Source organism: Mesorhizobium salmacidum (SeqCode) (assembly GCF_037179605.1).
Lineage (GTDB): Bacteria > Pseudomonadota > Alphaproteobacteria > Rhizobiales > Rhizobiaceae > Mesorhizobium > Mesorhizobium salmacidum.
In genome coordinates this window covers 18,287-45,282 of the sequence record NZ_JAPYKS010000022.1, presented here as the reverse complement: position 1 = coordinate 45,282, position 26,996 = coordinate 18,287, and the positions used below count along the sequence as shown (strand labels likewise).

At 58.2% G+C, this 26,996-nt stretch carries 19 protein-coding genes and 6 pseudogenes; 15 read left to right on the top strand and 10 right to left on the bottom strand.

What is annotated here, in order from left to right; all coding sequences use genetic code 11:
• Nucleotides 1-14 precede the first annotated feature (14 nt).
• The 3 genes from O7A60_RS25255 to O7A60_RS25245 are packed head-to-tail and all read left to right on the top strand — an operon-like array spanning nucleotide 15 to nucleotide 1,483.
• Nucleotides 15-341, top strand: a complete 327-nt coding sequence (locus O7A60_RS25255; RefSeq protein ID WP_337108490.1) for a nitrogen fixation protein NifZ — start codon at nucleotides 15-17, stop codon at nucleotides 339-341.
• Entirely contained in the window at nucleotides 338-550 is a 213-nt protein-coding gene (nifT, locus tag O7A60_RS25250; RefSeq protein ID WP_337108489.1) for a putative nitrogen fixation protein NifT, read from the top strand. Before O7A60_RS25255 ends, nifT begins: the two co-directional genes overlap by 4 nt.
• 39 nt (nucleotides 551-589) lie before the next feature.
• Entirely contained in the window at nucleotides 590-1,483 is an 894-nt protein-coding gene (locus tag O7A60_RS25245; protein WP_337108488.1) for an SIR2 family NAD-dependent protein deacylase, read from the top strand.
• Nucleotides 1,484-1,602: 119 nt separating this feature from the next.
• Here the strand turns inward: O7A60_RS25245 and O7A60_RS25240 are convergent.
• The 3 genes and pseudogenes from O7A60_RS25240 to O7A60_RS25230 all read right to left on the bottom strand — a co-directional run.
• Nucleotides 1,603-1,894 (bottom strand): annotated as a pseudogene (locus tag O7A60_RS25240) (beta-ACP synthase); the annotation flags it as partial.
• Between the two features lie 131 nt (nucleotides 1,895-2,025).
• Nucleotides 2,026-2,616 carry a NodA family N-acyltransferase gene (locus O7A60_RS25235; RefSeq protein WP_337108487.1) on the bottom strand — a complete coding sequence of 197 codons (591 nt, stop codon included), beginning with the start codon at nucleotides 2,614-2,616 and terminating at the stop codon, nucleotides 2,026-2,028.
• Nucleotides 2,617-2,850: 234 nt separating this feature from the next.
• On the bottom strand, nucleotides 2,851-3,789 hold the full coding sequence (locus O7A60_RS25230) for a LysR family transcriptional regulator (protein ID WP_032935642.1): 939 nt from the start codon (nucleotides 3,787-3,789) through the stop codon (nucleotides 2,851-2,853).
• Nucleotides 3,790-4,286: 497 nt separating this feature from the next.
• Here O7A60_RS25230 and O7A60_RS25225 point away from each other — a divergent pair, with 497 nt between their 5' ends.
• Both O7A60_RS25225 and O7A60_RS25220 read left to right on the top strand, forming a co-directional pair.
• Nucleotides 4,287-5,030, top strand: coding sequence for a sulfotransferase (locus tag O7A60_RS25225; RefSeq protein WP_337108485.1), 744 nt, complete (start codon nucleotides 4,287-4,289; stop codon nucleotides 5,028-5,030).
• Between the two features lie 899 nt (nucleotides 5,031-5,929).
• Nucleotides 5,930-6,988 carry an NADP(H)-dependent aldo-keto reductase gene (locus O7A60_RS25220; protein WP_337108484.1) on the top strand — a complete coding sequence of 353 codons (1,059 nt, stop codon included), beginning with the start codon at nucleotides 5,930-5,932 and terminating at the stop codon, nucleotides 6,986-6,988.
• 953 nt (nucleotides 6,989-7,941) lie between these two features.
• On the opposite strand, the gene O7A60_RS25215 is transcribed toward O7A60_RS25220, so the two are convergent.
• On the bottom strand, nucleotides 7,942-8,196 hold the full coding sequence (locus O7A60_RS25215; RefSeq protein WP_337108483.1) for a hypothetical protein: 255 nt from the start codon (nucleotides 8,194-8,196) through the stop codon (nucleotides 7,942-7,944).
• A 223-nt stretch (nucleotides 8,197-8,419) separates the two neighbouring features.
• Between O7A60_RS25215 and O7A60_RS25210 the strand changes: the two genes are divergently transcribed.
• The 7 genes and pseudogenes from O7A60_RS25210 to O7A60_RS25180 form a co-directional block, all read left to right on the top strand.
• Nucleotides 8,420-9,052: a NodA family N-acyltransferase gene (locus O7A60_RS25210; RefSeq protein WP_337108482.1), complete on the top strand. Its 633-nt coding sequence runs from the start codon at nucleotides 8,420-8,422 to the stop codon at nucleotides 9,050-9,052.
• Nucleotides 9,049-9,735 (top strand): chitooligosaccharide deacetylase NodB, encoded by a 687-nt coding sequence (nodB, locus tag O7A60_RS25205; RefSeq protein ID WP_337108481.1) that lies wholly within the window; start codon nucleotides 9,049-9,051, stop codon nucleotides 9,733-9,735. Before O7A60_RS25210 ends, nodB begins: the two co-directional genes overlap by 4 nt.
• Complete coding sequence (gene nodC / locus O7A60_RS25200; RefSeq protein WP_337108480.1) at nucleotides 9,722-11,077, top strand: chitooligosaccharide synthase NodC; 1,356 nt, start codon at nucleotides 9,722-9,724, stop codon at nucleotides 11,075-11,077. Before nodB ends, nodC begins: the two co-directional genes overlap by 14 nt.
• Before the next feature lie 938 nt (nucleotides 11,078-12,015).
• Complete coding sequence (locus tag O7A60_RS25195) at nucleotides 12,016-12,348, top strand: hypothetical protein (RefSeq protein WP_337108479.1); 333 nt, start codon at nucleotides 12,016-12,018, stop codon at nucleotides 12,346-12,348.
• On the top strand, nucleotides 12,336-13,250 hold the full coding sequence (gene nodI / locus O7A60_RS25190; RefSeq protein WP_337108478.1) for a nodulation factor ABC transporter ATP-binding protein NodI: 915 nt from the start codon (nucleotides 12,336-12,338) through the stop codon (nucleotides 13,248-13,250). The genes O7A60_RS25195 and nodI overlap by 13 nt, the downstream gene beginning before the upstream one ends.
• Nucleotides 13,250-14,035, top strand: coding sequence for an ABC transporter permease (locus O7A60_RS25185; protein WP_337108477.1), 786 nt, complete (start codon nucleotides 13,250-13,252; stop codon nucleotides 14,033-14,035). The genes nodI and O7A60_RS25185 overlap by 1 nt, the downstream gene beginning before the upstream one ends.
• Before the next feature lie 96 nt (nucleotides 14,036-14,131).
• Nucleotides 14,132-14,346: pseudogene (locus O7A60_RS25180) on the top strand (IS481 family transposase); the annotation flags it as partial.
• Here O7A60_RS25180 and O7A60_RS25175 read toward each other — a convergent pair.
• From O7A60_RS25175 to O7A60_RS25160, 5 genes and pseudogenes are all read right to left on the bottom strand, one after another.
• Nucleotides 14,347-14,892, bottom strand: a pseudogene (locus O7A60_RS25175) (IS110 family transposase); the annotation flags it as partial.
• A 426-nt stretch (nucleotides 14,893-15,318) separates the two neighbouring features.
• Nucleotides 15,319-15,572, bottom strand: a pseudogene (locus O7A60_RS25170) (transposase); the annotation flags it as partial.
• A 168-nt stretch (nucleotides 15,573-15,740) separates the two neighbouring features.
• Nucleotides 15,741-17,630 (bottom strand): IucA/IucC family protein, encoded by a 1,890-nt coding sequence (locus O7A60_RS25165; protein ID WP_337108476.1) that lies wholly within the window; start codon nucleotides 17,628-17,630, stop codon nucleotides 15,741-15,743.
• A 274-nt stretch (nucleotides 17,631-17,904) separates the two neighbouring features.
• Nucleotides 17,905-18,417, bottom strand: a pseudogene (locus O7A60_RS32010) (IS630 family transposase); the annotation flags it as partial.
• Between the two features lie 475 nt (nucleotides 18,418-18,892).
• Complete coding sequence (locus O7A60_RS25160) at nucleotides 18,893-20,134, bottom strand: ATP-grasp domain-containing protein (RefSeq protein WP_337108475.1); 1,242 nt, start codon at nucleotides 20,132-20,134, stop codon at nucleotides 18,893-18,895.
• Nucleotides 20,135-20,782: 648 nt separating this feature from the next.
• On the opposite strand from O7A60_RS25160, the pseudogene O7A60_RS25150 reads away from it, so the two are divergent.
• A pseudogene (locus tag O7A60_RS25150) lies at nucleotides 20,783-21,132 on the top strand (FAD-dependent oxidoreductase); the annotation flags it as partial.
• A 242-nt stretch (nucleotides 21,133-21,374) separates the two neighbouring features.
• On the opposite strand, the gene O7A60_RS25145 reads toward O7A60_RS25150, so the two are convergent.
• Nucleotides 21,375-22,982 carry an ABC transporter substrate-binding protein gene (locus O7A60_RS25145; protein ID WP_337108474.1) on the bottom strand — a complete coding sequence of 536 codons (1,608 nt, stop codon included), beginning with the start codon at nucleotides 22,980-22,982 and terminating at the stop codon, nucleotides 21,375-21,377.
• 1,198 nt (nucleotides 22,983-24,180) lie between these two features.
• Here O7A60_RS25145 and O7A60_RS25140 point away from each other — a divergent pair.
• Both O7A60_RS25140 and O7A60_RS25135 read left to right on the top strand, forming a co-directional pair.
• Complete coding sequence (locus tag O7A60_RS25140) at nucleotides 24,181-24,843, top strand: antitoxin Xre/MbcA/ParS-like domain-containing protein (RefSeq protein ID WP_337108473.1); 663 nt, start codon at nucleotides 24,181-24,183, stop codon at nucleotides 24,841-24,843.
• Between the two features lie 335 nt (nucleotides 24,844-25,178).
• Nucleotides 25,179-26,330, top strand: coding sequence for a porin (locus O7A60_RS25135; protein WP_337108472.1), 1,152 nt, complete (start codon nucleotides 25,179-25,181; stop codon nucleotides 26,328-26,330).
• Nucleotides 26,331-26,996: the final 666 nt, after the last annotated feature.

Below are 26,996 nucleotides of genomic sequence, written 5' to 3'. Positions count from 1 at the left end.
AAGGAACAACAGCCATGACCCTGGGGCGCGAACAGGAGGTCGAAATCCGCAATCCTCCACGATTCATGCCGGGTGAACGGGTCCGCGCAACCCGTCACGTCAAGAATGACGGCACCTACCCCGGCAGGGAGATCGGGGAAAACCTCGTGTTGAAGGGTGACGAAGGGTACGTGCGTGACATCGGCACCTTTCTCCAGCAGTTCTACATCTATGCGGTCGAATGGATCGGCCGTGGCACGGTCGTGGGAATGCGGGCGCGCGAAATGGTGAGCCTCGAGAATGCCGGGGCTGCTGGTAGCGCGGAAATTACGTCTGCTCCTGGCAAGGGAGCAGCCGGATGAAGTTGATGATCCGCAGGACCGGCGCCGGCCTGTCGGCCTATGTTCCCAAGAAGGATCTCGAAGAGCCGATCATTGAGGTTGAGAACGAAGGCTTGTGGGGCGGGGCCGTCATGCTCAGGAACGGCTGGCGCTTCGTCCTGCCCGACCTGCCGCGAGATACGCGCCTGCCAATCACCGTTGAGGCCAGGAAAATATCCGACGGGGATTAGGACGGCGGAATGACGGCATGAAGCCCAAGAGGACTGAGCATGAACACCTTCCCGCGCCATCTTTTAATCACTCGGGACAGCCATGCAGACACGCGGCTTGACCTGCTCAAGGGAGCGCTCGCGGCCGATGCGATTGTTCCTTACCTGGGCCCGGGTCTCCTCCAGCTCGGCTGCGCAAAGCCTGTTGTACCGCATAGTCCTGAGGCGGTGGCCGCGGCCCTTACCAAGCGTGCGCCGGCTCCATCCAAGATCCGCACCAATATGTGGTCTGTCGCGCAGTTCATCGAGCAGCGCCGGCATCGCCGGACGCTCCAGGGTTGGATGGCCGAGATCTTCGCCGCGCCGGCAGCGCCGACGGCGCTCCACGCCTGGCTCGCCACACTGCCGCTCTCGCTCATCGTCGACAGTTGGTATGATGGCACCATGCGCGCAGCCCTGATCGCCACCGGCCGAAGAGATGTCGTAGAGATACAGGGCGTCACCCGGGCGAACGAAACCAGGGACATTTGGACCAAAGCCTATGATTTGTCCGGAAACGAACTCGACGCGGTGCCTTCCGTTGAGACGGTTCTCTATGTGCCTCATGGCAGTGTCAGGCCGGCGGCGAACTTCCTGATTTCAGATTCCGACTATGTCGAAGCGCTGACAGACATCGACATCCAGACGCCGATCCCTGATCAGGTGAAGCAGCGGCGCAGCAATCGGGGTTTTTTCTTCCTCGGCTGCCGGTTCGACGATCAGATGCTGCGCACCTATGCCCGGCAGATCATGAAGCGCTCCGACGGCCCACATTTCGCGCTAATCGATGGGTCGGAGCTGACCAGAAACGAACGCCGTTTCCTGGCAGCGTGCGCAGTCACAGTCATTGACATGCCGATAAGCGAAGCTGCGGCTCGGCTTGCCGGCTCGTTGCCAAGTGACCAGAACGGTTGAGCTAGGCTCCAGCCGACCCTGGATCACGCCCCGGCTGAGGTGAGTGCGGCTAGCGGCGCTCCTAGGGCGACGGCTTCGTTACCAAGGTCCGGTGTCCGATGCCTACACCCTCCTGGAACAACAACGGCATTCGTGCCGTCAAAAACGAAAGTGTTGCTCAGCGCCACTCGCTGTCGCTCTCGCGCGCCACCTTGGGCGTATGTTGAGATCGCAATCGGGATCCGGCTCACGATAGTTGCCTTAGGCGGCACTACACCTTCACATATGGTCATCGCGCAGGCGACGCTTGATCGCGACTGTCCCGGTTTGATCGTTGATCTTTGTGCAGGTGCCGCGCGCGTTAAAATAGTCGACTTCCTCGATGTTCAGCCCGGCATCGGCCAGGCAGGCAAAGCATCGCGCGTTGCGGCCCTTCCCAGTCCTTCTACATGCGTTCGATGGGGGACCGCGGGCCCGCTATCAGTGCCAGCACCGCGCCACTGCGTTTGAGGACGCCGGTTGCTCCAACAAATCTGGTTTGCCTGTGGGGCATGGGTGTCCTTTCATAGCTCCGGGCCGTTCCGGTCAATCAAGGTACCCGAGGGCCACTCATCAATCTGGCGCGCAACTGGCACAACGACCACGAGTGCGTCCTCGACGCGAGTCGGCGGCAGCTCGGCAAACACATCCCGGAGGGTCGACCGCACGCGCATGCCCGATTTCATGGTCGCTAGACCGCCCCGACACCACCTTTCCAAGTGGCTACGCATCGCGTGCCGGACGGTACCGAAAGCAAAGGGCACGCCAAGCTGCTGCAACGTCGGATACATGGCGCTGATTGAATGGCTTATCCCAAGCCGTTCAAGATCATGGCGCACACCGTACAATCCGAGCTCGGCCACCAGCACATCTTCGTCGCCAATCCGTATGAAACGGCGCAGAGCGCCCATATGAGCCGCTACGCCGCGCGAATCGTAGGCGATTGCGCGCAGCTCAGGCCTCGCACCCGCCCAACTGCGATAGCTTTCGAATGGCTTCGCGTTGAAGGACCCGGTCCGTGCAAAGATAGTTCTGAAGAACTCGGCGAGCTCTTTGTGATCGCAGAGTTCCAACTCACTCTCCCAACACACTTTCCACCGCACTTCAGAGCTCATGGACACTACCCCTCGCTTACATCATTCGAAGCACTGGTGCGGTGCCAGGCACAGCTGCTTCACTCAGGGCGCGGTTCATGCAACACCCGGCCGATCTGGTAAAATTTGTTGTTTGGATTAAAACCATCGACGTCATGAATGGCAGCGCTACCTGCCTTCGAGTACGGCCTTCCGCCTCCATCCACAGCGCGCCTTGGCCTGCCTGATCCGCGGAGTTGCTTGCGTTCTTCGAAACTAGGAGCTCTTAAGCGCTCCAGCGTCGTGCGAACAAGCCAAGTCGGATCCCTGCAAAAGCATTTCCCGCATCCAAATGCTTGCCACGTCGTTGTTGTGAAGCGCGGGCCATTGTACGGCCTCGGTGAATGCGGGAAGCGGCACCGGAAGTTCGACGATCCGCAGGGGTATTGCTTCTGCAAAGTGCTTAACCAGCCTTAACGGTAAGGTCGCAATCCGGTTGGTGCCCGGTAGCATGGGAGGGATCATGCTAAAGCCCTGAACGACCACCTCGACACGTCTCTTGACACCATGCTCAAGCAACAACCATTCTTCGATGGAGGGCTGCCGCGTACGGCCGAACTTGGCTGCAATGTGTCCCATCGACATGTATCGCTCGAATGTAAGCGGACGAGATAGCGCCTCGTTCTTAGGGCAGCCTACGCACACGAACGTCTCTTCAAACAGTGCTGCTCTGGGATGGGCGCTGGACATGAACACTTCTGGAAGGACTGAGAAATCTATCTCACCGCGCCGGAGGAGGTCATCGGGGTGCTCGTCGAGAGCCCGCAACTCAAAGGTGACTGCGGGAGCTTCCCGTGCGACACGCTCCACGACCGCTTGAAAAAAAACCAGCGTCATGTAATCGGAAATGCCTATCCTGAAGCAACGCTCCGATTGACGCGGGTTGAACTCGTCCCAGGAAATGATGGACAGATGGACGTGTAGCAGCGCCTGGCGGACGGCGGGAGCAAGCCCCTCTGCACGGGGTGTTGGGACAAGTTCGCGGCCCCTCATCGTAAATAGCTCATCACGGAAAAAGTCGCGCAACCGGCCGACGGCCGCGCTCATGGCGGGCTGGCTCAGATTGATGCTGCGCGCAGCAGCGGTGAGGTTGCGCTCATTCATGAGAGCGTCGAGCGCGACGAGGAGGTTTAGATCAAGGCCTTTGAAGCGCACGTGTTCATCTATCCGTAGCGTGGATGGGAGCCATAAAAACGTTCGATTTTACGCGGCTTATGAATTCCTGCATAGAAAAATGTCAGCCGCGAAAGTTCGCCTTATATCCATGGCTGTTCAGTTGCCCTGGTTCCCAAGGTTACACCGAGCGTCAATCCACGACGGTGCGGCCGGTCGGGATGCCTGCAACCGAGCTCCCCTAGGCTGGTTGGAGGCTCAGCACCGGCAAAGCAGCCGGTGCTGAAACTGTTCTGGGCGGGATCGTGTGATGGCAGCCTCAGGCGCTTTCCAAATGAGATTTGTTCTTGGAGACTGAACGTGCCGATCATGTGGAACTCGCGTTCTTCGAAACACCTATGGGCCTAGGATGCTCGCTGCAGCCAGTTCAAAGCTGTAACGCAAATAAGGCAGTGCTGGACCGTTTGATGGAACTGGCGGGGTCTATTCACTAGGCCCCAGACGAAGTGCCCTCAGCAATATTCATTGGAGATTATGCTATGACCCATCCCGTGCCATCGCCTGGCGCATTTGTGATCCTTGCGATGCCAAGGACGGGCACGCACTACCTGGAAGAATTGCTGAACAAGCATCCGAACGTACTGAGCAACGGTGAGTTGCTCAACACTTACGATACGAACTGGTCCGATAAGGGCCGCTTGGCAGGCAGCGATCACGAACTCCTCGAACTCGCCTACTTGCGCTATCCAAACCAAACCAACAAGAGGGTGGCACGCGTTGGTTGCAAGATCAACGAACCCCAGTTCCACGAGCGTCCGGGCTTTTTTGCTGAGCTTGCCCGTTGGCCGCGCCTCAAGGTTATCCTCATGGTCCGTAAGAACACACTGGAATCGCTGCGTTCGCTGACACAGGCGAGACAAACCCGCCAGTGGCTGAAGTTCAGTTCTGACAATGACGCTACTCCCTCCGTGAAACTAGCAATCCCCTGCTGCGAGGCTTATTTCAAGGCCGCCGACGAATTCCACAATCGGGTCGCGCGCTCCTTCGCGTCGGCCGACTTGCATGTGGTCGAGTACGAGAACCTTCTTAGCGAACCCTCCGCGTGCATGGCTAAGATTTGGGATTTCCTGGGGGTTGCGATGTTTGAGCATACTGGGACTGCTAACCTTAAGCGCCAGGAAGCGCGCCCCCTTAACCAAACCATTGAGAATTTCGAAGAGTTGCGGCGCCACTTCGCGGGCGGCTCTTACGCGGGATTCTTTGAGATCGGTGAGACCGTCTGATATCTGCTCGAGCCTGATTGGCATCGTCTTCGGCATCAATCCCGCCCGCATGCATCGAAGCTCGATCCTGCGGTGTGGCACGCGACCAACCTGCCTGTTCTGCGGCAGCGATCTTAGGAAGGAACGCAAGTTTACGAAGGCTAGGTGAATCAAAAAAGATCAGGCACGATGGACGTGCAGGAGGCGATACCCAGTGTCGCAAAGCCTCCAAGAGAGGCCGGATCTGTTCCGGCAGGATTGTGTCATACGCAGAGTTGGTACGATCCTTCGATATGCGCATGCCGTTGGTGCCGCGGGCTAGCCGGCGTGACGGTATCGCGGTTTCGGCAGAACGCGGGCTCATACATCGCTGCTGGCCCATGTTGGGGCTCATCGCGATGTTCCTTCATACCCTGTGTAATAGCCGCAACGTCCATTACTCAGCAGACCCGGAACGAACGAAAGGCGTGTGGTGACGCTTAATGCTGCTCAGGCAAGGCGCCTCACTATCCATGTCCTGGATAGCCGCCATCAAAACAATCGATTTTGCCAATTTTAGAGAATGCTGCAGTAAGGGAGTTGAAGCTAAGCTAAATTTTGAAACCCCTGAGGATGATCGTCTAAACGATGGCTCGAGAGGAACGACCTTTAGTCGTCTGCCAGAGCACCAATCGAGCCTGTGTGTTCCGTTGCGGCCGTGCTAATTCGGCAAAGCTGCCGCACGGGCTCAACCGATAAAGCTGCTGCTAAGCTGCTCAGATCTTTACGGTCTTCTTGCCGCTTGCACATTCGATCGAGCCTAATTCGGTGTCCGGCGATGTTTGGCCGCCTCCGGTGTTGCCGTTGCTGTGTCAGCACTGCTGCGCCGACGCCTCATACCTTGATGCACTTACGAGCAATACGAGAAGAAGGAGACACCGATGCAGTATCGTGAACTTGGATCGAGCGGCCTGAAAGTCAGCGCTCTCGGCCTGGGCACTATGAGCTGGGGAGAGCAGAACACGGAAGCCGAGGCGCACGCGCAATTGGACGCGGCTCTGGAGGCCGGCATAAACCTGGTCGATACTGCCGAAATGTACCCTGTGCCACCGCGCGCGGAGACACATGGACTTTCGGAAGCGTATATAGGCAGCTGGCTGAGCAACAACACCGGCCGCAGGGAAGACATTGTGCTCGCGACCAAAGCCGTCGGGCCCGTTCGAGCAGGCAAGGCGAACCTGCCCTATGTGCGCGAGGGTCGCGTCAGCTACACGCGCGCCAATCTGTTTGAGGCCTTAGACGCCAGCCTTCAAAGGCTTCAGACGGACTATATTGATCTGTACCAACTGCACTGGCCCGACCGAAGCACCAATGTCTTTCAATCGTTAGACTACCAGTACGAACTCGACGAGGATACGGTGCCGATCCGGGAGACGCTGGAAGCGTTGGACGCGCTCGTCAAAAGCGGTCGCGTTCGCCACATTGGACTGTGCAACGAAACGCCTTGGGGCCTTGCGCGATTCCTACATCAAGCGGAACTACACGGTTTGGCCCGGGTGATAAGCATCCAAAATCCGTACAATCTGCTCAACGTCGACTTCGAGAACGGCCTGGCCGAAATGGCTCAGCGCGAGCGGGTCGGCCTCCTAGCCTATTCGCCGCTGGCCATGGGTACGTTGACTGGCAAGTATATGGGAGGGCAGCGGCCAGCAGGCTCTCGGCTGGACTTGTTCAAACGGTTCTTTCGCTACAGCAACGAAAGGGCAGAGCAGGCCGCCCTCGCCTACACCACGCTTTTTCGAGAACATGGCATTGACCCCGTGCATGGCGCGTTGGCATTCGTCACCAACCGGCCATTCGTCGCATGTACCCTCGTTGGCGCTACCTCCGTGCTGCAACTGAAACACAACCTCGCCAGTGTGGACGTCAAGCTTTCACGCGAGGTCCTCGATGGAATTCAAGCCATTTACCAGCGTTACGGAACGTCACCCGCAGCCTAGCGCCCCGAGCGGTTGAGACCGGGCGCGCACGCCGGTCCTTACAAACCTTGCTGTTAGGCTGCCCAGTCTGATTGCACGCCCATAAGCTCGCAATTAGCTTGCAGCGAGGATCGCGCCCTGCTCCAGATCGATTGCTGTAGTCAGCAGTCATCGACCGAACCGATATGCAATGTACCGTCCCACTCCGGCCTTTGGGCGACTTGTGGTCCTGCGAAGGCGAAGACAGGCGCGCGTTACCTGCAAGAGTGCTGGACGGGAATCGGAACGTGTTGAGCAACGGTGAGTTGCTCAACACCAGCGACTCGAATTCGTCGGATAAGCATCGCCTTCTAGGCGGCGAGCGCGACCTCCTCGATCGTGCCACCTTGCGCCACCCCAACCGAGGTTACAACAAGGCGGCACGGGTGTGTTGCAACACCACGCAGCTGAGTTTCGCGGTCATCTGGACTTTTTTGCCGAGCTCGCCCTTTGCCAGCTTCAAGGCGCCGTTCGCAGAAACACATTGGCACCGTTGCGGTCACTTCGGTTCGGCCCACGCGACTGCCAAGAGCCTCCTCGGAGGCGTACTTCCACACCGTTGACGATTGCACAACCTGGTCGCGCACGTCTTCGCGTCCACCACTTGGATACCGTTGTTGAGGAGAAAGCTCGGCGAACCTGCAGGGCTGTTAGCAGCGATTTGGGATTTTCCTGGTGCTCCCAGCGCTTTGGCCCTCCGATACCGTCGCCGCGCTCAACGGCGCGCTTCCCGCCAGCAGAGGCTGACGCATAGCGCCACGATTGGACTCTGTTGCGGGCAGGGTTTCCTGTTCCGATGCAGTGACATGGCTGCGCCCGAGCATGGTGGAGCCAAACACCCGCAACTCTAAGTGTCGTGCTTGCAATGAGTCTCGGAATTCGCGCGCCATGCACGCCGGGATTCTTTGGGTGCAGGGCGGCAGCGCGTTTAGCTTCTAACCCACCAACGACGACGACTGTGCGGAATGCCGCTGGCAAGTGCGGAAATCCGCACAAAACGGCTGATCGATGATGGCCGAAATACCAGCAAACGATGCCATTCCTGCGGTTGAACGGATTGGCATGTATCTTGCGGTCGGCACTTCTGGTCGTGACGCGCGATGTCGCTTGGCACCCGCATCGCTGCCATCCATGACCTGGATGACATCCATCAAAACAATAAATTTCCCCAATTTTAGCAAATGCTGCATTAAAACCCCGAGCCCAGAGTTAGAGACCTGATAGAGAGTGTTGTTTACGCCGTGAACTCCCAGGGGAACAGTTCTGGTTGCGAGGATAGCATCAACCGACCTTTATGTCCGGCTGCTATGCTCTTCAATATACACCGCGCATGGCCGAACCGACCAGACTTATACATCCACCCTCCCGAGCTTTTGGGTATGGCTTTCGAATGTTTTAGGGTCGGATCACGTGATGCGTGACTCTACAAAACAGAGAGAAGTAGAGAGTTGCTCTACGCGCTCTCACCTCCGCTGGAGACTGTGCTGGGAAAGTGAGCTTGAACTTGATGAGCATGTGGAACTCGCCGCGTTCTTTCGCAAGATCTATGGGCAGACCGGGAGCTTCAACGCGAAATCATTCGAAGGCAGCCAAAGTTGGGGCGGGGCGAGGCCTGAGCTGCGTGCAGTCGGCTATGACTCCATGGGCGTGGCGGCTCACATTGGGCTGCTGCGCCGCTTCATCCGCATTGGCACCGTCGATCTGCTGGTGGGTGAGCTTGGTCTCCGGGGAGTACGTCCGGATCTAGAGGGACTCTGGATGGCCCATTCAGTGCGGGTGATGTATCCGGTACTGCAGGAGCTCAAAGTTCCATTCGCCTTCGGGGCGGTGCGACCCGCGTTGCAGCACCATGTTGCAAGGTTCAGCCGAAATGCTTTGGCGACGATCATGTCCGGGATCCGGGTGCGATCGACCCTTCCATGTGCGCGTCTGGACAAACCGCCAACCCGCACGGAGGACGTCGTCCTCATTGTTCTCCCGATTGCACAGCCGATGTCCGAATGGCCGGCCGGGACGATTATCGATCGGAACGGGCCAGAGCTATGAGAGCCCCCAACTGCATATCCGAAGTCCATGATGAATGCGCCAACGGCACTGGCCGGCGTACAGTTTACTTGACGTTTGACGACGGTCCTAACCCGGTTTGCACACCGGACGTCCTCGATTTGTTGGCGGAAAACGAGGTGTCGGCAACTTTCTTCGTCATCGGGGCGTATGCGGCAGACCATCCCAAACTCATCCAACGAATGATTGCAGAAGGGCACCGGGTCGGCAACCACACGATGACGCATCCGGACCTGTCCGGATGCCGGCCTGCCCAGATCCACTATGAAATACTCGAGGCAAACAGGGTCATTCGGATTGCCTGTTCCCAAGCCTCGGTGGCGCATATGCGCGCGCCGTATGGCAACTGGACCGAACAAGTCCTCACGCATTGTGGGCGCGCCGGTCTCATCCCGGTCCACTGGTCGATCGACCCTCACGACTGGTCTCGTCCCGGGGTCGACGCGATTGTCGACACAGTCGTTGCCTCTGTGCGCCCAGGCGCAATGGTGCTTTTGCACGATGGCTCCCCTCCTAACGAGTTCAGGCCGGACACTCAGGCCGGTCTGCGGGACCAGACGCTTACGGCTCTGTCTCGTCTCATTCCAGAGCTGCACGAGCGGGGATTTGCAATCCGCTCCCTCCCGACACAACTGAACGAAGTGGAATCCCATGAACCTGCTTAACGCCATCAGCACTGGTGCTGTCTCAACCTACGCACTGCTCTCGGCTGCCTATAAAAGCATGCAGACGGTTTATGCTTCGCCGGCAGACCTTTCGTCGCCCTCGGATGGCGAAGCCCGCCCCCAGCTTCTGCCAAGTGTGGATGTCATTATTCCCTGCTACAATGAGGACCCGGACACGCTGTCGGCCTGCCTAGCCTCAATTGCGGAGCAAGATTACGCCGGAAAACTACGGGTCTATGTCGTCGATGACGGCTCTGCAAATCGCCTTGCCCTGCGACCTGTTCACGATCTCTACGCGGTCGACCGGAGGTTCAACTTCATTCTGCTGCCGCAGAATGTTGGAAAGCGCAAGGCGCAGATCGCCGCCATACGCCGCTCATCCGGAGATTTGGTGCTCAACGTCGACTCCGACACGACGCTGGCTTCTGATGTCGTGACGAAGCTTGCGCTGAAAATGAGGGATCCACAGATCGGCGCGGCCATGGGTCAGTTGATAGCCAGCAACCGGAACGAGAATTGGCTAACCCGGTTGATCGACATGGAGTACTGGCTCGCTTGCAACGAGGAGCGCGCGGCACAGGCTCGTTTCGGTGCGGTCATGTGCTGCTGTGGCCCATGTGCCATGTACCGCCGGTCGGCGCTTCTCATGGTACTTGATCAGTACGAAACGCAGCTGTTTCGTGGGAAGCTAAGCGACTTCGGCGAGGATCGGCATCTCACGATCCTCATGCTGAAAGCAGGCCTGCGAACCGAGTACATTCCGGACGCGATTGCGGCAACGGTCGTGCCGGATAAGCTGCGGCCATATCTGCGCCAGCAACTGCGATGGGCACGGAGCACCTTCAGAGACACTTTGCTATCGCTGCGACTCCTTCCGAGCCTCGATCGCTATCTGACGTTGGACGTGGTCGGACAAAATGTCGGGCCGCTGCTCCTCGCCGTCTCGGTGTCAACTGGGATTGCGCACCTGGCGCTGACTGGCTCGGTGCCTTGGTGGACAGGAATCATGATTGCGGCCATGACCCTGATCCGCTGCTGTGTGGCAGCGTTTCGTGCTCGCGAACTGAGGTTTCTGGGGTTTTGTCTACATACTCCAATCAATCTCTTTCTTCTGCTTCCGTTGAAGGCGTATGCGCTTTGCACCTTGAGCAACAGCGATTGGTTGTCGCGAGACTCTGCTGCCACGGTTGCAAGCGGCGGTGGCAAAGGCGGCCCGATTGGAAACCCCGATGTCGGTTCGAGAGCCACGGAATTGCCGGACAATGCGGCGCCATCGCACAGGCCCACTCTTTTGAGGGAGTTCTCGACGGTGATGTCATCCGGCATCGGCAGCCAAGAGTGATTGCCTATCTGATATTGGGCACACGTCTTGTCAGAGGACGACAGTCGCCGCTGGTCGGATTTAGAATTGGCTACGGCCGATTCATGGCGACTGGACAGCAAGCCGTTGGGGCGCGAGGCTCACGCGCAAGCGCCGAGCTGTCGCATTCCGAGTGGCCTGTTACGAACGCGCGCCAAATCGGATGCCCGGCCGGGGCATTTGACGGAACGTTCGCCCCACTACCGCAGGCTCGCGGTCGTCGCCGCCGTGCGGCGAGCACAAGTTCGACGGCGGACCCGATGAACGAGCCGCAACACGTCTGCCTCAGGCTCGGATGGGTTGAAATGTTCTCGATCCGGGGGTCGTCGATCTGATTGTCGCTGCGGAAATTCTATACGGCCGCTGCGGTCAAGGCCGATATGCGCGCGGCTATCCGAAAGCTGGCGACTATGCTCGCGTCGGTCGGCATTTGGCGGTCAGCGCGCGATGCCACTCGTCGGTGCTAAGGCACGCCACCGGCGCCGACACCGCAACAGCATGCTCCATAAGACCAGGCCGACCGTCAGCAGGTGCAGATGTGAATCGTCAACAAAGACAGCGTGCTCCGGTTTCGGCTTCGATTCGGGGTGGATCGAATTCCGGCCGACGAAAGCGGGAGACTAGGAGAGCCGAATGGAAGCATCATATTTCTTGATACACGTGATCGGCGCATCAGCGGCCTTCGCCGCGGCGACCTATTACTTGACCGGTTCGTTCGGTCAGTCGGCTCTCTGCGCGTTTCTCACTCAGGTCGGGTACTTCTTAGCGATGCTTTGTCTGGTGTGGAGAAAGGAGCAGAGCTCCACGAGCGGTTCACGACCCAATACACAAGAGGTCAAGCGGCATCCTAGTGATAACAGGACCGACGTCTCTGCGAAAGCTGAATAGCCTGCGGGCGTTAGAATGGAGGCACAATACGCATGCATGGCAAAAAGCTGACGCGTGATGGGGCGATTGCCCATGCCGAGGACGGAAGCCTCTTCCGTCACTTGGAACAGGAGAAGCAAGACGAACGTCTGCCCACTCAGATTGCCGGGTATCTGGACACGAGTGGGACTGCCGTCGCGGGAGACGGTCAGCATGCAAGGGCTGGCGATAAGCGCGTGAGCGAGTGCTGGCACGGTGAGGCCAATTCGCCGAGCATCAGCGACGTGCCCCTCCTCTCTCCGCTCGAGTCTTCGCAATTTTCTCCAAGCGACCTGGTGCTGGTCGGCGGAGTTCTGCAAGGGGAGACGAACGCATGTCTAGGCTAGCTATCGACCTGGACGGCGTGAGCAAGTCATATGGCAACAAGTTGGTTGTGGACGGGCTGTCGTTCACTGTCGCGGCGGGAGAATGCTTCGGCCTGCTGGGCCCGAACGGCGCCGGCAAAAGCACGATTACCCGTTTGCTTCTCGGCATGACACCCCCTGACGCGGGTAAGATCACAGTGCTGGATATGCCAATACCAGCACGCGCTCGCCTGGCACGCGGGCGCATCGGGGTCGTCCCACAGTTCGATAATCTTGACGTTGACTTCACTGTACGTGAGAACCTGCTGGTTTTCGGGCGCTATTTCGGCATGAGCACGCGCGCGGTCAAAGCGGTGATACCGTCACTGCTTGAGTTCGCTCGCCTCGAGAGCAAGGCCGATGCCCGCGTCAGCGCACTTTCCGGTGGCATGAAGCGGCGCCTGACGCTCGCGCGAGCGCTAATCAACGACCCACAGGTGCTTGTCATGGACGAGCCCACCACTGGCCTGGATCCGCACGCGCGCCACCTGATATGGGAGAGGCTGCGCAAGCTCCTGGCGCAGGGCAAGACGATCATTTTGACCACCCATTTCATGGAAGAGGCCGAGCGCTTGTGCAACCGCCTGTGCGTCCTCGAGAGAGGGCGCATCATCGCCGAAGGGCGCCCACACACGCTCATCGAAGACCAGATCGGGTGCCAGGTGCTTGAGATATACGGGGGCAACCCGCATGAGCTGAGCGCGATAGTCAAGCCATACGTCGAGCGCAGCGAGGTGAGCGGCGAGACGCTGTTTTGCTATGCGCCCGATCCGGAGCAGGTCCGTGTGCAGCTGCACGGGCGCGCGGGTCTGCGTCTCCTGCAGCGGCCACCGAATCTGGAGGATGTTTTTTTGCGGCTGACCGGGCGCGAGATGGAGAAATGATGATAGGTGACCGTTATGCGGCGGCTCTGCCGTCGAACGCCTGGAATTGGGTCTCTGTATGGCGCCGCAACTACCTTGCTTGGAAAAAAGTCGCGCTTGCTTCGCTTATCGGGAACGTGGCCGATCCCATGATCTCCATGTTCGGGCTCGGCTTTGGGCTCGGAATTTTGGTGGGTCAAGTTGAGGGCACGTCGTACATTGCTTTTTTGACAGCCGGCATGGTCGCTGTGAGCGCGATGACCGGCTCCACGTTCGAAACGATCTATGCAGCTTTCGGTCGCATGCAGCGGACCTGGGAAGGAATGCTGTACACACAGCTCACGCTCGGCGACATCGTGCTGGGTGAATTGGCCTGGGCAGCCACGAAGGCTCTGATGGCCGGTACGGGAATCATGGTTGTCGCCACTGTGCTGGGCTATGTAGCATGGCCATCCGCTCTTTACGCGCTGCCTGCCCTTGCCCTTACTGGTTTGGCTTTCGCGAGCCTGGCGTTGGTCGTGACGGCGCTTGCGCCCAGTTACGACTACCTCGTTTTTTACCAGACGCTGGTCATCACACCCATGCTTTTCACATCCGGCGCTGTCTTCCCGGTGAGCCGAATGCCTGGGGTTTTTCAGCAGGTAGCCGGCTTCCTGCCGCTTGCGCATTCGATCGAGCTTATTCGCCCGGCCATGCTTGGCCGCCCGGCCGTCAGCGTCGGCCTGCATATCGGCGCGCTGTGCATCTACACTGTGTTGCCGTTCTTCCTGTCGTCGGCACTGTTGCGCCGACGCCTTATGCCTTGATGCACTTTCGGCCTTCGGAGAGAAGATAGCCGAGGCCTATGACTCGATTGGCTGACTGCAGCGCGCTGGACTTGCGATTAAATCACCATGAGTTTTCTCAGGCCTAAGACGTTCGCGATATGGAACAAGCGGAGTTCGACCACCGATCTGCCCACCGGCCCCAGCGAGCCGAGATCGACGGTTCTGTCTATCTAGCTAGGGACGAGGTTGTCATCGTCGCTTTCCGTCGGCACACGCTATCGCCGCTCGATGATCGCCTCTACGCGTTGCAGCCCACGATCCCGCATCTGAGGCGCTCTTCATTGCACCGCATCGAACGGCTGCTCCTGCAGCCAGCGCAGATAGCGCATCGTCCAGCCCTTCTTGCGCGGATAGATACGGCCGTGCTTGAGCATGAAGGCGCTCACGTGCTGCCGGTGAACGCGCAGCGTCTCGACTGCAGCTGCCCGGGCGCGGACAAGATCCCGCATGGCCTCGTGACTTTCATCGGGTACCCACACCGCCGTCAGTTCGCCGGCGCGCAGCAGTCTGGCCAGGGAAAGAGCATCCCGGCGGTTTGTCTTCACTCGGTCGCCGGCCTTCCTTGGGATCAGCGATGGGGCGACCACCATGCATTCATGGCCGAGCGATCGGATCAGCCGATAGAGACCATAGCCGGTCGGGCCGGCCTCGTAGCAGAAATACACCCGATCAAACTTGGCGGCGATCCGCTGGACAACACGGCGCATACTCACGTCCGATGCATCAACCTCGCCGAAGAAGCGAACCTCTCCTTGCCGGCCGACATCCGCAACCGCGATGGCGTTCTTCAGCTTCGCGACATCGATTCCGACAAATGCTTCCCTATAATCTGCCACGGCTCGTCCTCCTGTGGTGAGGATCGGCTCGGCCCGCCCGAGCAACCCTCGGACGCGCAGTGTAGGGCGAGCCACCTCACCGACAGAGGCGGACATACGGTCTTACCCATTTTCTATCGACGCTGCGGTGTCAAGCGGGCATTCTTGGATGTTCATTCTGACCCTCCGGCGAATCTGAAGCGTGGCAACTCCCGTCTCCTCGGTCAGGCCCCGAATCGACAACCTATGGAAAGTTCACAGCTAACCGACGAGGCGAAAGCGGCGGGCGCCAGGGTTGCGGCGCAAACCGGGGCCGGCATGACCGGGGCTTCACTCGATAAGAATCGCAGCGATCATGTCGCCTGCGGCTGTTCCTATTCGCGGCGACATGGAACAGACTTGTTGCAGCGTCCTGACACGTCCACGCGTTCCACTCAGTACAGACATCCGAGACCAGCTCGCGTTTGCGACCAGGCCTCGCAGCTTTCGGCGGATCACATCCTGCAGCATCTCCTTGTCCAGCGACAGGTCGGCGACCAGCTTCCTGAGCTTGCCGTTCTCATCCTCAAGCTTCAGTCGCTTCCTATCCATCGGCAGCAGCCCGTCATCTTTCTTTTCCAGTTGAAGTGGGTCGCCTGGCTGACCCCCGCGCGGCGGCAGATCTCCGCCACCGGAATGCCGTCCGCTCCCTGCTTCAAAATGAACGCCTTCTGTGCGTCCGAAAACTACGATGTCTTCATCGCTCTCTGCTCTTCTCCCAACCGGGAAACTACAGCGGAAAACTTCAATTCTGAACGGTCCAGTTTCGGGTATCGGATCAATAGCAAAACAAAACAGGCCCGAATCCGCGAGGCGCGGCAGAGGCGTTTTCATTCCACTTCCGTTAGCGGATTGGGAAGATCATGCTCGATACCATTCTCTGGACAGCGCTCCAAAAGCATCCGAAGCACTGATTTAGTCGGCCAGGGATTCTCCAGAAAAGCCTTGCGTTCCTCCAGCCAGAATGCGTCCGAGAACATACGCGGCCTGAGCGCGTCAAAAGCTGCCTCCGTTTCTTCCCGCAGGATCCGCCAGAGGCTCATCCCGGTCGGGCTATACTGTTCGTTAAGGCACAGTGCGACCTCATGAAGATGGCAGATAAAGCAGGCATCGATGATAAATGAGCGAACCGGACTCATATTCTCGTTGAGTATTCTGGGTAAAATCTCCTTAGAACTGAAGGGCTTTAGACGATACCCACGTTCCTCGAAAAGGGGCGCATAACTGCCGTCGAAGCTTAAATCGCGGATCAATAGTTTTTGTGAGCGGCCGGTTGCATCGAACAAGATGATGCTGTTTTGCTGATGCGCCTCAAGGCCAATTCCGTAAAGCAGATACATGCTGAGTATCGGCCGGATGACCGTGCCTGCATAGGCATGAAAAAACGCAGATACCGTAGCGTTGCTTTCGTCGCCGTTCCTCGCAATCAGTTCGCAAATGAGCGGGCGGCCATCGATCGGGTTTGGCGTCAACAGTGCAGCTACAGTAACGGGTAAAAGCCCGTCTTTGCGTGCAAGGCCATCCGCGTTGCGAAAAACCACCGAAAGAAAGCGGCCCGGATGCTCGTCGCCCGTCTCGGGGTGATGCAAGATTGCCCCCAGCTCTTCGGGAAGGATCTCCAGCGTCTCCTGGAGATCCTTCTCTTGTGACAGGATATCGGCAATCAGGGTGCTGCGGCGCGGCCCCATGCGAATCGCGATGGCTTCCAGAGTACGCTCTGCGCTGGTCATCCGGATCGCCACCGGCAGCTTGATGAAGGCCGTCGGTTCCTGCGATTCCGGCAGCATTGTGCGGAAGGACATCGAGGGCAGCGTCGGGATCTCTGGGCCATCCGGATCGAAAACACCCGAAGCAATCTCGGACGCGAATTCACGGCGCACGAAATTTTCAAGATGCCAGCTATGGACAGGCAGAGGAAGCCACTCCTCGGACAATTCTCCACGTTTACCCAAACCTTTGACCCAGTCGCGCCAGACGTCTGGAAAGTGTTGTGAAAACCACTCCGAATAGCTGCCGACGTGCGGCATCTTCTCCACATAAGCCCAATCCTTGCGCAGCGCTGTGATGCGCACAGGCACACGAGCATCGAACTCAGGCGATAACGCACTCACGTCCTTAGGCGAGAGGCCGGGCTTGGCCTTCCATGTCGGATAAAAGGGGTGACCTTCCAACGCACCCCACTGATCGAGAGTCATGGCTGCCAGGTGCGGCGGCAGGCTCTTAACAAGATAAGCGAGGAACCCTGACGCGCCTGCTTTAGCTACTTTCCCTCGTAGCGCGGCGCTCCAGCGCTCCCGGTGGCGACGCGCCAGGACGTCATTGCGCACGCTGTTTTCGACGTCCCGCAAAAAGTTCTCCAAGCAGTCCGGTGCAGGCGAAATCGCCAGGGCAGGCGCGACCTGCCTTATGAGACGGGAGGGATCATTGATCCGGTGTCGGCCGCCGGTTCCGTCCAGCATTTCAATCGGACCACGATTTTGCAATGTTCCGGCAGGTGCACGCTGCAGTTCGGTGAAATGCAGTACTCGGCGCGACTGCCAAAGGGGAAGCCAGGCTTCTTCGCTATCGCAGGCCCAAAATAAGCTCTCTGGTTCAAGAAGGCGCTCGGCGAACAGGCAGCGTACCAACCGATTGAGCGCATTGCGCGATGCATTCTCCCAAAGCAGCGCGTCACGCGCCTGAGTTTCGCCATTTGAAGCGGATGGCTTCCTCTCGTCCATTGGGTGTCCTCTGACTAGTACTTGGCAGATACGCGGAACACTGTCACCCGCCCCCGGCAGCTCCTGTCCCCCAAGGAAGATTCAAAAGTTGTGCCAACTGAGCAGAAGGAGCGCCAGAAAAGATCGGGCATGTTGTTCAGTGACTTAAACAAGGGCGCCTCGGCAGCTAAGCGAAGGCCACCGTGTCACGGACCGGACAAAAAGCTACAGTTCGTGTCGGCGCCCCGCGCTTCCGATGTGTTGTGTTCAGCGGTGCCCGGTTGAAGCGCCTGAAGGGTTTTACGGAAGCATATCCGGGGTTTGGCAGTACTTGCTGCATTCGCTGGGCTCGATCGTCGCGACGAGGAGACCGATGTGTCGCTTCGTGTCGGCGATGGTTCGCTTCTGAGCGGCTCGCATTCAGTGCTTGATCTTGGCGATCTGGGCTTTGGCCGCCTTACTCCCGAGCTTAACCAGGTCTTCGTAGCAGTGGCACGAGCTGCTCCACATACGCCGGAAGCACTGGCCGTTGATCGGTCCGTCGAAGACACATGGTGTCCTCATCGGGCCGCAGCGCAGTGCTCCGAGGAGGTCAGCGGCGCCAGTGGCTGCGGGGCAAGGCCACGCAGCCACTGGCCGCATGGTCCCAGCCGTATAATCGCGCCCTGTTGGTCTTGATCCAGGTCTCGTGATAAACACAAGCCGTCTCGCGTCGAGACCAGCCTGCCAGGAGCGCCAGCGTTCCCTCCCCGCGCGAGTCGGCGCGGGCCTGCAGGAGCGAACAGGGTTTTTTGAACCCCAGGGGCTCGCCGCCGTGAGCCGAGCCCGATTGCGTGACGCGGCACGGTCAAGCTTGGTGAAATTCACACACGATCGCTGGTTGGGACGGCTGCACCAATATCCCGCTTGCCGCGGCAGGGGCCAAAGGCGAGACGTGTCTTTGATTCGGCTTCCAGCCAGTTGGAAGGCTTAGTCTTCTCGGGATAGCTTTGACAAGCAACTCTCGAATAGGACGCCGTTCAGTCAAGTACTCCCACAGCGCTATAGCAGCTTTCTTGCAACGGCGACAATAACCGTCGAGGTGCTGACTCCGTATCGCATCGTGGGAGGCGAGCCCTTTCGAGACGCGCTGCTCGGTGATGGCGGATCCGCTCTGCTAAAGAGTGTCGGCGCGTGCCCGGCCAGCACGAACGGCTCTGGTATTTAGACCTCAAGCCGCTGCGCCTCGGTTGCGGTATTGACGACCCCCGCGTGAACCTGACCCGGAGATGCGAGGCCGCTGATTATTTGTGTTCGCCAGAGGCAGGGAGTGGTGTGATGGACCAAGTAATTGAGCCAATGGCACGCTGAAGTGTCGCCTCGGTTCTGGCAAGGTTGGGTGAACTGGCAATGACATGTCCGATCATGTCTTGATAGTTGCCTTTCCTAACGATAAGCGTCTTCGGTTTAACATACAATTTGGCCTCGACGACACCAGATATAGCAGACGCCTGACTGTCGCCATCAATCCAATCGAGAATACCATCATGATCAGGATTTAGGTACCGCACAGCGGCAGTGTGCGAACGCCTTCGGCGCAAGTCCCAGTTTTCGCCGATGACTAGCTTGATGTGCTCAGTGATGAGATCGATACCGTAAGCTAACTGAATCAGTTGAGGATCGGGCGCGCCGGCAAGACGCGGATTGACCTCAATGACAACGGGGCCACGTTTCGTCCACAGCAGGTCAACGTTCGTTGGCCCCCAGCCAAGATCAAGCGCTTGCAAACAGCTCAGAGAAACTTCGGCGATACGTTTGTATTCGTCGTCACTGAGCGGAGCCGGAAACGTGAACTGACGAAAGGAGAAGTGCGGTAGCGGCCCGAGCTCAGCGGCGCCAATCCCAATGACCTCATTTGCCGTCACATGAGCGCAGTGGAATGCACCTTGAGCGAATTCTTCGACAAGTATCCTCGGCGGAGACCGCCATATGTGCTTCCCGCCCAACAGATAAGTCGTGTGTTCGGCTACCTCGTCGACATTGCTGCACAATCGGACTCCGCAGCTGCCGCTGCCGACGGCTGGCTTAAGGATGACCGGCAGGCCGATCTCCGCAGCAGAGCTTTCAACTTCCATAGCATTCGTTGCCGAGCGAAAGGCAGGTATTGGAACGCCGGCTCCCGCAAGGAGCTGACGTTGAGTGAATTTGTCGCAGCATCGTTCAATCGATACGGGGTCCGGTCCCGGCAAATCGAAGTACCGACAGAGCTTGGCAGCGGTCAAACAGGCGGACTCGTCCGAGCCCGAAAAGCCAATAATGCCGGCAATGTCATACGTCGTACGCAACTCGGAACATTTGTGGATCAGCGCACCGAGATCGTCTGTATCGACACGGATCGCCTCGATTCCTCCCGCCGCAAGATAGTCGTAGGAGGTTGGATCGGCCGAAAGGGTAATTGGATGAAGACCGAGACGCAGGGCCGCTTGGACGAAAAGCAGACCAAAACCGTTATGGCCTTCAACCATGATGAACGCTTTTCTTGCCATAGAGTTGATTCTCCGTTGCGTGCCAGGCGGTCCGAGCGTAGACAGGCATCAGCTTCTATCGCACCCGACCTCAAAGTTTACGGTGAAGCTATCATTGTCAGAGATCGGCGGTCGCAAAAATTCCGTGAAAATTGTTTGCGGGATTGTTGAACGACTGGATTGCGTCCCCGAGTGGGTGATGCGACATGCAGGGCATAGCCGTGAGCCTGCCCTCGCCTGCCCGGGAGGTTGCAGGAGACAATCCTGCATCTGGCTCGTCTTCATTGCGCCGCGGCTTGCAGCGTTAGGGGCATCAGCCGCCTGCCGGATATCCAAGGCGACGGGCCCGCGAAGAACAAGTTCAACAGCTACCGATCGGTTGCAGAGGTGCGCACTGAAGGGGCCAGCTCCTGTTCGTCGCTATCGACCGCACCTCGAAGTTCGCCTTTGTCGAGTTGTGGAGCGGCGGGTCATGGCGAAGGAACGACGCTTTTGGAAAGGCTGGATTCAACCTTACCAACGACCGTCTTGCTCGCCCGCGCAATGAGTTGAACAGCCGGAATCAATCAGGCCGTTCGATACGATCACCGCCGTGTCGCATGGCGGCACGTTCCTCTTCGCGCCGGTATCACCGCGTGTCGCACTTTTGGAGCACTGCTACGATGTGACCTCGCGACCACGCGCATGGCGATCGCGGCCCGCAAGTACATGTTCGAGATTGCGGAGCGGGAGAGCATCGATTTCGATCATCTCCGCAGCGGCATCCTCTACTGGGACAAGACCGGCTTCGATCACGCAACGAAAGTGAACGAGCTCCTAATTGAAGGAGGACTGGACCGGCGACCCGTGACCGCAGAGGAGATCGCCGCAATAGAACCGGCTCTGCACGGTGACGTTCATGGTGGCTTCTACACCCCGTCCGACTCGACCGGTGACATTACAAGTACACCACGGGCTTGGCTCAGGCCTGCGTAAGCGCCAGAGCGTCCACTGAAGGGGAAAGCCGGGCTGACCGGTTAGCCTGTCAGGTACAGAGACAGTTTGGGGATGAGCCGCGGGGCGACCCGCACCCACTGGTCTGTGTGGAGAGCGAAAGTGTCCAGAATTGTTGTAAATTGGCGGCGTCTCTCTCCAGATTGTTCGGCAGCACGGTCTTTTTTGCCAGGAGTTTCCTTGGGGGGTTGCTTCCGGGCGGCCACCCGAATCTCGACCATCGCCGTAACGGCGACGATCATTTTTTATTCTGCGGAAACGGATGTCTCTAGGCTGAAATCTTCTCCATGTTCCACATTGCAATCAGCTGCGGCATCTCAATGAGTCCAGTGAGTTCCTTGCGGCGTGCAATTGGCGTAACAACTTGGCCAAGTCTGACGTCGCCGACGAAATCCCACCAAACCCGTTGCATCTTGCGGGCCAGAGCCTTGCGCTGTTCGAGAGTCTCGACGTTCGCCCATTTGGCGCGAAGCGCCTCATATTCGTCGCTCTTCGGCCAGCCATACCAAGCTTGATCACCATTCGCGGCCAAATAAGGCGCAGAAAGGGGATTCCCGAGCACGAAATCGGAGTCGCTCGTCGGAAAAATACTCCAGCCGCCGCTCTCAATGGCGCCTTTATTCATGCGGCGCGCAACAAGCCCACCCCAGTCGCTCGGTGCAAGCTCGGCATTGACCCCTATGTTATGCATCGCAGCCGCCAATACCTCTACCGCGGCATGGGCCTCTGGCCAGCCCGAGGGGTCGAGAATGACTATCCTCTCACCGGCATATCCGGCCTCCTTAAAGAGTTGCTTGGCCTTTTCCGGATCGCCACCCTTCTTATGCCATTCCGTATTTTCGTCATTGGTGTAGGCCGTGTTGTTCCCGAATATCGAGGTGGTGGTGTGTCCGTATCCGAGGCCGGGGGAGATTACGCGCAAGAATGCCTCCTGATCAATCAAGTATAACATTGCCTGGCGCGCTTTCACATTATCGAACGGCTTCTGCAGAAAGTTCATGCGAAAGCACCAATCGCTGCCTGCCGTATCCAATACTTGGAGCTCAAGGTTTGGATCGGTCTCTATTACCGAGTAGAGATCGGCCGGCGGCAGCCAGATGAAATCCGTCTCACCCGCTTGCAACGCAGACACAGCGGTCTGCTGATCTGCGATATTGTCCCAGATGACGCGGTCCACGTTAACGATCTTCCCGCCGGCAAATCCGTCAGAAGGCTCGCCGCGCGTTACGTATTTTTCGTTGCGATCGTAGCCAACGCTCGCGCCAGGTTTCGCAAGAGATGGATTGAACTTGAACGGACCCGACCCGATGCTGGCGATCACCTGCTCGGTTGCGGGGCGATCAGCATCCTTCTCGCGCATGATGAACAGGCATGGCTGCGATACTTTTGCCAGCAGATCGGTCAACAATCCCAGCGGCTCCTTGAGCGCAATCGTGAACGTCTTGTCGTCCTTTTTCGAGATATCCTTGGCCCGCTCCATGAGCAGTTTTCCGCCGGCATCGTTCTGGGCCCAGCGACGGATCGAAGCCACACAGTCCGCCGCCGTGACGGGTGTGCCATCGTGCCAGCCGAGCCCATCCCGGAGCTCGAACGTATAGGTCTTCTTGTCGTCGGAAACGCCCCACTTCCTCACCATTTGCGGCTGCGGCTTAAACTTGGAGTCGAGCGAGAATAGCGTGTCGTAGATTGCCAAGCCATGAAAGGTGGCGAGGTCATCGGTCGCGAAGATCGGATCGAAGACTCTGAGGTCACCCATCACCATCCGGACCGTCCGCGCGTCGGTTGGGGCCGTCTGCGCCCGAAGGATCGATGGCATCGATATAGCCGTTGCTATCCCCATGCCCACCTTGATGAGGTCTCGTCGAGAGATTGTCATGTTTCGATTTCCCCTTTTTAATTACTTTTGCGCGGTTGGTCCGCGCCTATCAAAGCCGTCGACATCAGGAGGGAATGATTTGCCTGTCATTCCAACAAGCGCCTGATGGGTACGATAGCATCGTTGGGAGGAACGTTTACGCCAAATGCGTCAACTGTTGACGTGGAGGACCCACGATGCGGCTTCGTTTGAAACGTCTTAGCCTTTGTCTGGCATCTTCGACGCTCGAAATGGGAGGGGACATTGTTCGAGGATTGCGCTGCTATGCGTCGATCTGTCTTAGGCAGCCGCGAGTCGGGCACAGGCAGGGGGGCTGAGCGGTTCGCGTCCGTCTCGAGCATGATAAATACGACCGGCTCCGCCCTTTCGCCAGCAGATCGATCAGGAGCTCCACTATTCGTTGATCGCGAATGTGAAGGTCTTGTCGTCGTTCTTGGAGATGTCCCTGGCCCGCTCCATGAGCGACAATGGCTCATGCTTCATCGCCCGCGAGACCAGACTCTTGCCTGCGATATCAGCTTCGAGCCGAGGACAACACCCTCCAAAGCCCGCAGTCCACGGAATGGCCGAGGAACGCGACTACGTCCGCGTCTCACTACGGCCCGACTCCAGAGCCGTGATGGAAAACTTGCTTTGTGGACCGAGCGTTACAACAGCCTTCATCCCCGCGAGGCGCTCCGCTATCAGCCGAGGCGCCGAGCGGTTCAGGCGGGCACCGTTAAATCGGCAGCGCCCTGATTAGCTCCCAAGGCGGGCAGCGTGGCGGGTGGACCCGACGCCAGAAATGTCGGTAGCTAGCGAGGATGCCGATTGATCGTCTATTGCATAGCTTGGATCAGATTGCGATTGGCGTTTCACCATCACCTACAAATTGCCGCCAAATAGAAAGCAATGTCGCGCTAGATTTGAATCTGAAGATGAATGGTCGGCCTTGTTGGCACCCAGCGGCCTATGATCAGTTGGCTAGGGGCGGGTGCGCCGCGTGGGTCATAACCGGTCGGCTATGTGCGTTTCCCTAGTCGGTGGAACAGCAATATATATGAAGAGGTCGTGACGCGTTGTGAAGCTCAGGCCAAACGGGACAGAACAACCGATCCCGCCTCGGTGGCTTACGAACGACATCGCCGTCCATTAACTTTAGTGTCTTCAACACTCTTTCGGCGGTTTGCTGAGGAGGATACTATCGGGATAGCCACATATGACCGGATCGAGTGATCTTGGCGTTGAAAAGCGCCAGGCTGAGCTTTCAAGCTTTGTCATGAAAGAAGTGCAGCGCATTCTTGCCCAATGCGACGAGGCGAAGCAGGGTGAAAAGGCTGCTGATGTGCCTTCGGGCTCCCCGTCCAAGGATCTAACCGCCTTGGCCGCCGAATTTCTTGGTAGGCTCGAGGCCGAAGGAGCGCGACGGCTAAACGCCCAGGCGTGTGAGATCGCTTCGCGACCCCGGTCTGCCGATCATCCGCCCGGGCATCCGGTTCTGGCAGTTTGCCCGAGAGGAGGCGCACGCATTGCAGAGTGGGCCGGCCCTGTTGCAGGGTCGACGCATTTCGAGACGCGTTTTGGAATACCTCGGTCCACGCTGCATTGGTGGCAGCGGCACAACGATGTGGTTGCCTTTCGGAGAGGCTCTCGCAAGCATGTGTTTCCCTTAGCTCAGTTCATCGACGGCAGGCCTGTACTCGGAATCAGGCAGGTGCTCTCCTCTATCTCCGATCCCAGATTGGCGTGGCTGTGGCTGATTGCCCCTTCGCCTCTTCTCAAGGGTCGCGTTCCTATCGAATTGCTCAGAGAAGGTAGGACCATAGATGTTGCTTCGGCCGCCCAGGCTTTTTCTCTACTAGAATCTCTTTCTGATGACTAGCCAGGCGCCAGCTCTTTAATCGGAAAGCCGCCCGTTAAGGCCGCGGCTTTTTCCGGCCAAGGTTTATAGGAGCCGATGTACCATTTGTGCGATTTGTAGTGGATGTATAGTTGTGCAGTTTGTACAATTAATACTGACAGTTTAGTGGCAAAAATGCCACGTGTACTTATTTAACGTCGCGAAAGCGGAATCTCAACTTGCACTAATTCGACCGATGAATAGCGTCGAGCCGGGAAGGATGCATCGCGATGCGCATCTTTTTCGATCGTGGGGACAAGGAGCGGTTCGTCCATCGACGTCCTCGCCCTTTTCAAATCTTTGAATGGAGATAAAGTATGAACATCAAGAGCCTTCTTCTCGGCTCAGCTGCGGCCCTGATCGCAGTTTCCGGCGCTCGCGCCGCTGACGCGGTGACGGTCGCCGAGCCGGAACCGGCTGAATACGTCAAGATCTGCGACGTGTACGGCTCGGGCTACTTCTACATCCCCGGCACCGAAACCTGTCTGCGCATCGGCGGGTATGTCCGTTACGACATCAGCGCTGGCGATGTCGGCAGCTTCGATGGCGCACGTTCGACAGACGTTCTCAACGGCAAGGACCAGGGGACCTGGCATAAGAACACCCGCTTTAACCTGAAGACCTGGACCGGCCAGGAAACCGAGCTCGGCACCTTGAAGACCTACACCGAGACGCGCTTCAACTTCGGCAACAGCGCCTACTACGCTGGCGGCGCCGGTAACCAAGCTCACAACAAGGGAGCTTCGCTGAACTTTGCCTGGATCCAGCTTGGTGGGCTCCGTGTCGGTCTGGACGATTCGGCCTTCGACACGTTCATCGGATATGCCGGCAACGTTATCAACGACACCATTGTTCCCTACGGAGATTTCTCCACCAACCTTATCCAGTACAACTTCGACGCCGGCAACGGCTTCTCGGCCGTGGTCTCGCTCGAAGAGGGTTCGGTGGACGTTAACAACGTCTTTTACGTTGGCACGATCGATAGCTATGTTCCGCATGTTGTCGGCGGTGTGAAGTACACGCAGGGCTGGGGCGCCATCACCGGCGTTGTCGCTTATGATAGCAACTACGAAGAGTGGGCCGGCAAGGTTCGTGCTGACTTCAACGTAACCAGTGAGCTGTCGCTGTTCGCCATGTTCGGCTACGGGACTGACAAACGTTCACTCGACGTTGCCAGCGGTCGCGACTTCTACAAGCAGTGGGGCGGTCACTGGGCTTGGTGGGCCGGCGGCACCTATAAGTTCAACCCGAAGACCTCGTTCAATCTCCAGGTCTCGGGTGACCAGGACAAAAATTACGGCGTGGCGGCGAACGTCGCTTACGACATCGTCCCCGGCTTCAAGGTGACCGGCGAAGTTGACTACGATCACTTCGGTCACTTCAACGATGGAACTCCGTTCGGCAACTGGACCGCTGCCGACAAGAAGAACAGCGTCGGCGGTTTCCTCCGCTTTCAGCGCTCGTTCTGAGGATTGAAAGGCTAATCTCGGCGCTCGCACCGGCAACTACGAGCGTCACCACCTGAGACAAAACCGGTTGGTGAAGGGACACAAGGTTGTCGGCGGGTTGCTTGATATTGACCTCCAACCCGAGCACTCGTCGATGCGAAGGGCGCCCTGTCTTGGGGCGCCCTTTTTTTAACGCAAGATCCTAGCGTTGAAGCCCCAACGTCAGCTCGGCAGGTCCTGAGATTTGGGTGCAGGCCTGGTCTGGCGAGTTCGGCAGGCGTGCAGCCATTGCGGCTCACCAGCAGGTACTACTTGCCTAACCCTTCGGGAGGAAGTCGGCTCCGATCTCTTCCTCGAAACCTCCCAGGTGGCGCCTTAAAACATCGGAAAGGCTGTGGTTAGTCTAGCTGTCAGATTTTCCGAAGTCATCGTAGAATGCGGGTACAAGTCCCGCGACCGTCCAGTAAGATCGGTGAGACGCCGAATGGAACCGAGCGCACAGGTCTCAGGGTCCGGTCGAAGCCGAGACCACAGATCACATATGGCGCGGACCAGCATATCCTCAAGGCTTGGTGTGACACCTCGCGACGCATTGCGAGGCAATGGCAAAGGTAACTAATGATAAGATGGCCTCAGACCATCAAGCTCTACACAAAGACCATGCTTGTTACGCATCCGGTCAACCTA

Excerpts from the sequence above, each read along its gene's own strand:
- O7A60_RS25255 (WP_337108490.1), top strand. The coding sequence starts at position 15 with ATGACCCTGGGGCGCGAACAGGAGGTCGAAATCCGCAATCCTCCACGA.
- nifT (WP_337108489.1), top strand. The coding sequence starts at position 338 with ATGAAGTTGATGATCCGCAGGACCGGCGCCGGCCTGTCGGCCTATGTT.
- O7A60_RS25245 (WP_337108488.1), top strand. The coding sequence starts at position 590 with ATGAACACCTTCCCGCGCCATCTTTTAATCACTCGGGACAGCCATGCA.
- O7A60_RS25235 (WP_337108487.1), bottom strand. The coding sequence starts at position 2,616 with ATGAGCTCTGAAGTGCGGTGGAAAGTGTGTTGGGAGAGTGAGTTGGAA.
- O7A60_RS25225 (WP_337108485.1), top strand. The coding sequence starts at position 4,287 with ATGACCCATCCCGTGCCATCGCCTGGCGCATTTGTGATCCTTGCGATG.
- O7A60_RS25220 (WP_337108484.1), top strand. The coding sequence starts at position 5,930 with ATGCAGTATCGTGAACTTGGATCGAGCGGCCTGAAAGTCAGCGCTCTC.
- O7A60_RS25215 (WP_337108483.1), bottom strand. The coding sequence starts at position 8,196 with ATGCAGCATTTGCTAAAATTGGGGAAATTTATTGTTTTGATGGATGTC.
- O7A60_RS25210 (WP_337108482.1), top strand. The coding sequence starts at position 8,420 with ATGCGTGACTCTACAAAACAGAGAGAAGTAGAGAGTTGCTCTACGCGC.
- nodB (WP_337108481.1), top strand. The coding sequence starts at position 9,049 with ATGAGAGCCCCCAACTGCATATCCGAAGTCCATGATGAATGCGCCAAC.
- nodC (WP_337108480.1), top strand. The coding sequence starts at position 9,722 with ATGAACCTGCTTAACGCCATCAGCACTGGTGCTGTCTCAACCTACGCA.
- O7A60_RS25195 (WP_337108479.1), top strand. The coding sequence starts at position 12,016 with ATGCATGGCAAAAAGCTGACGCGTGATGGGGCGATTGCCCATGCCGAG.
- nodI (WP_337108478.1), top strand. The coding sequence starts at position 12,336 with ATGTCTAGGCTAGCTATCGACCTGGACGGCGTGAGCAAGTCATATGGC.
- O7A60_RS25185 (WP_337108477.1), top strand. The coding sequence starts at position 13,250 with ATGATAGGTGACCGTTATGCGGCGGCTCTGCCGTCGAACGCCTGGAAT.
- O7A60_RS25165 (WP_337108476.1), bottom strand. The coding sequence starts at position 17,630 with ATGGACGAGAGGAAGCCATCCGCTTCAAATGGCGAAACTCAGGCGCGT.
- O7A60_RS25160 (WP_337108475.1), bottom strand. The coding sequence starts at position 20,134 with ATGGCAAGAAAAGCGTTCATCATGGTTGAAGGCCATAACGGTTTTGGT.
- O7A60_RS25145 (WP_337108474.1), bottom strand. The coding sequence starts at position 22,982 with ATGACAATCTCTCGACGAGACCTCATCAAGGTGGGCATGGGGATAGCA.
- O7A60_RS25140 (WP_337108473.1), top strand. The coding sequence starts at position 24,181 with ATGACCGGATCGAGTGATCTTGGCGTTGAAAAGCGCCAGGCTGAGCTT.
- O7A60_RS25135 (WP_337108472.1), top strand. The coding sequence starts at position 25,179 with ATGAACATCAAGAGCCTTCTTCTCGGCTCAGCTGCGGCCCTGATCGCA.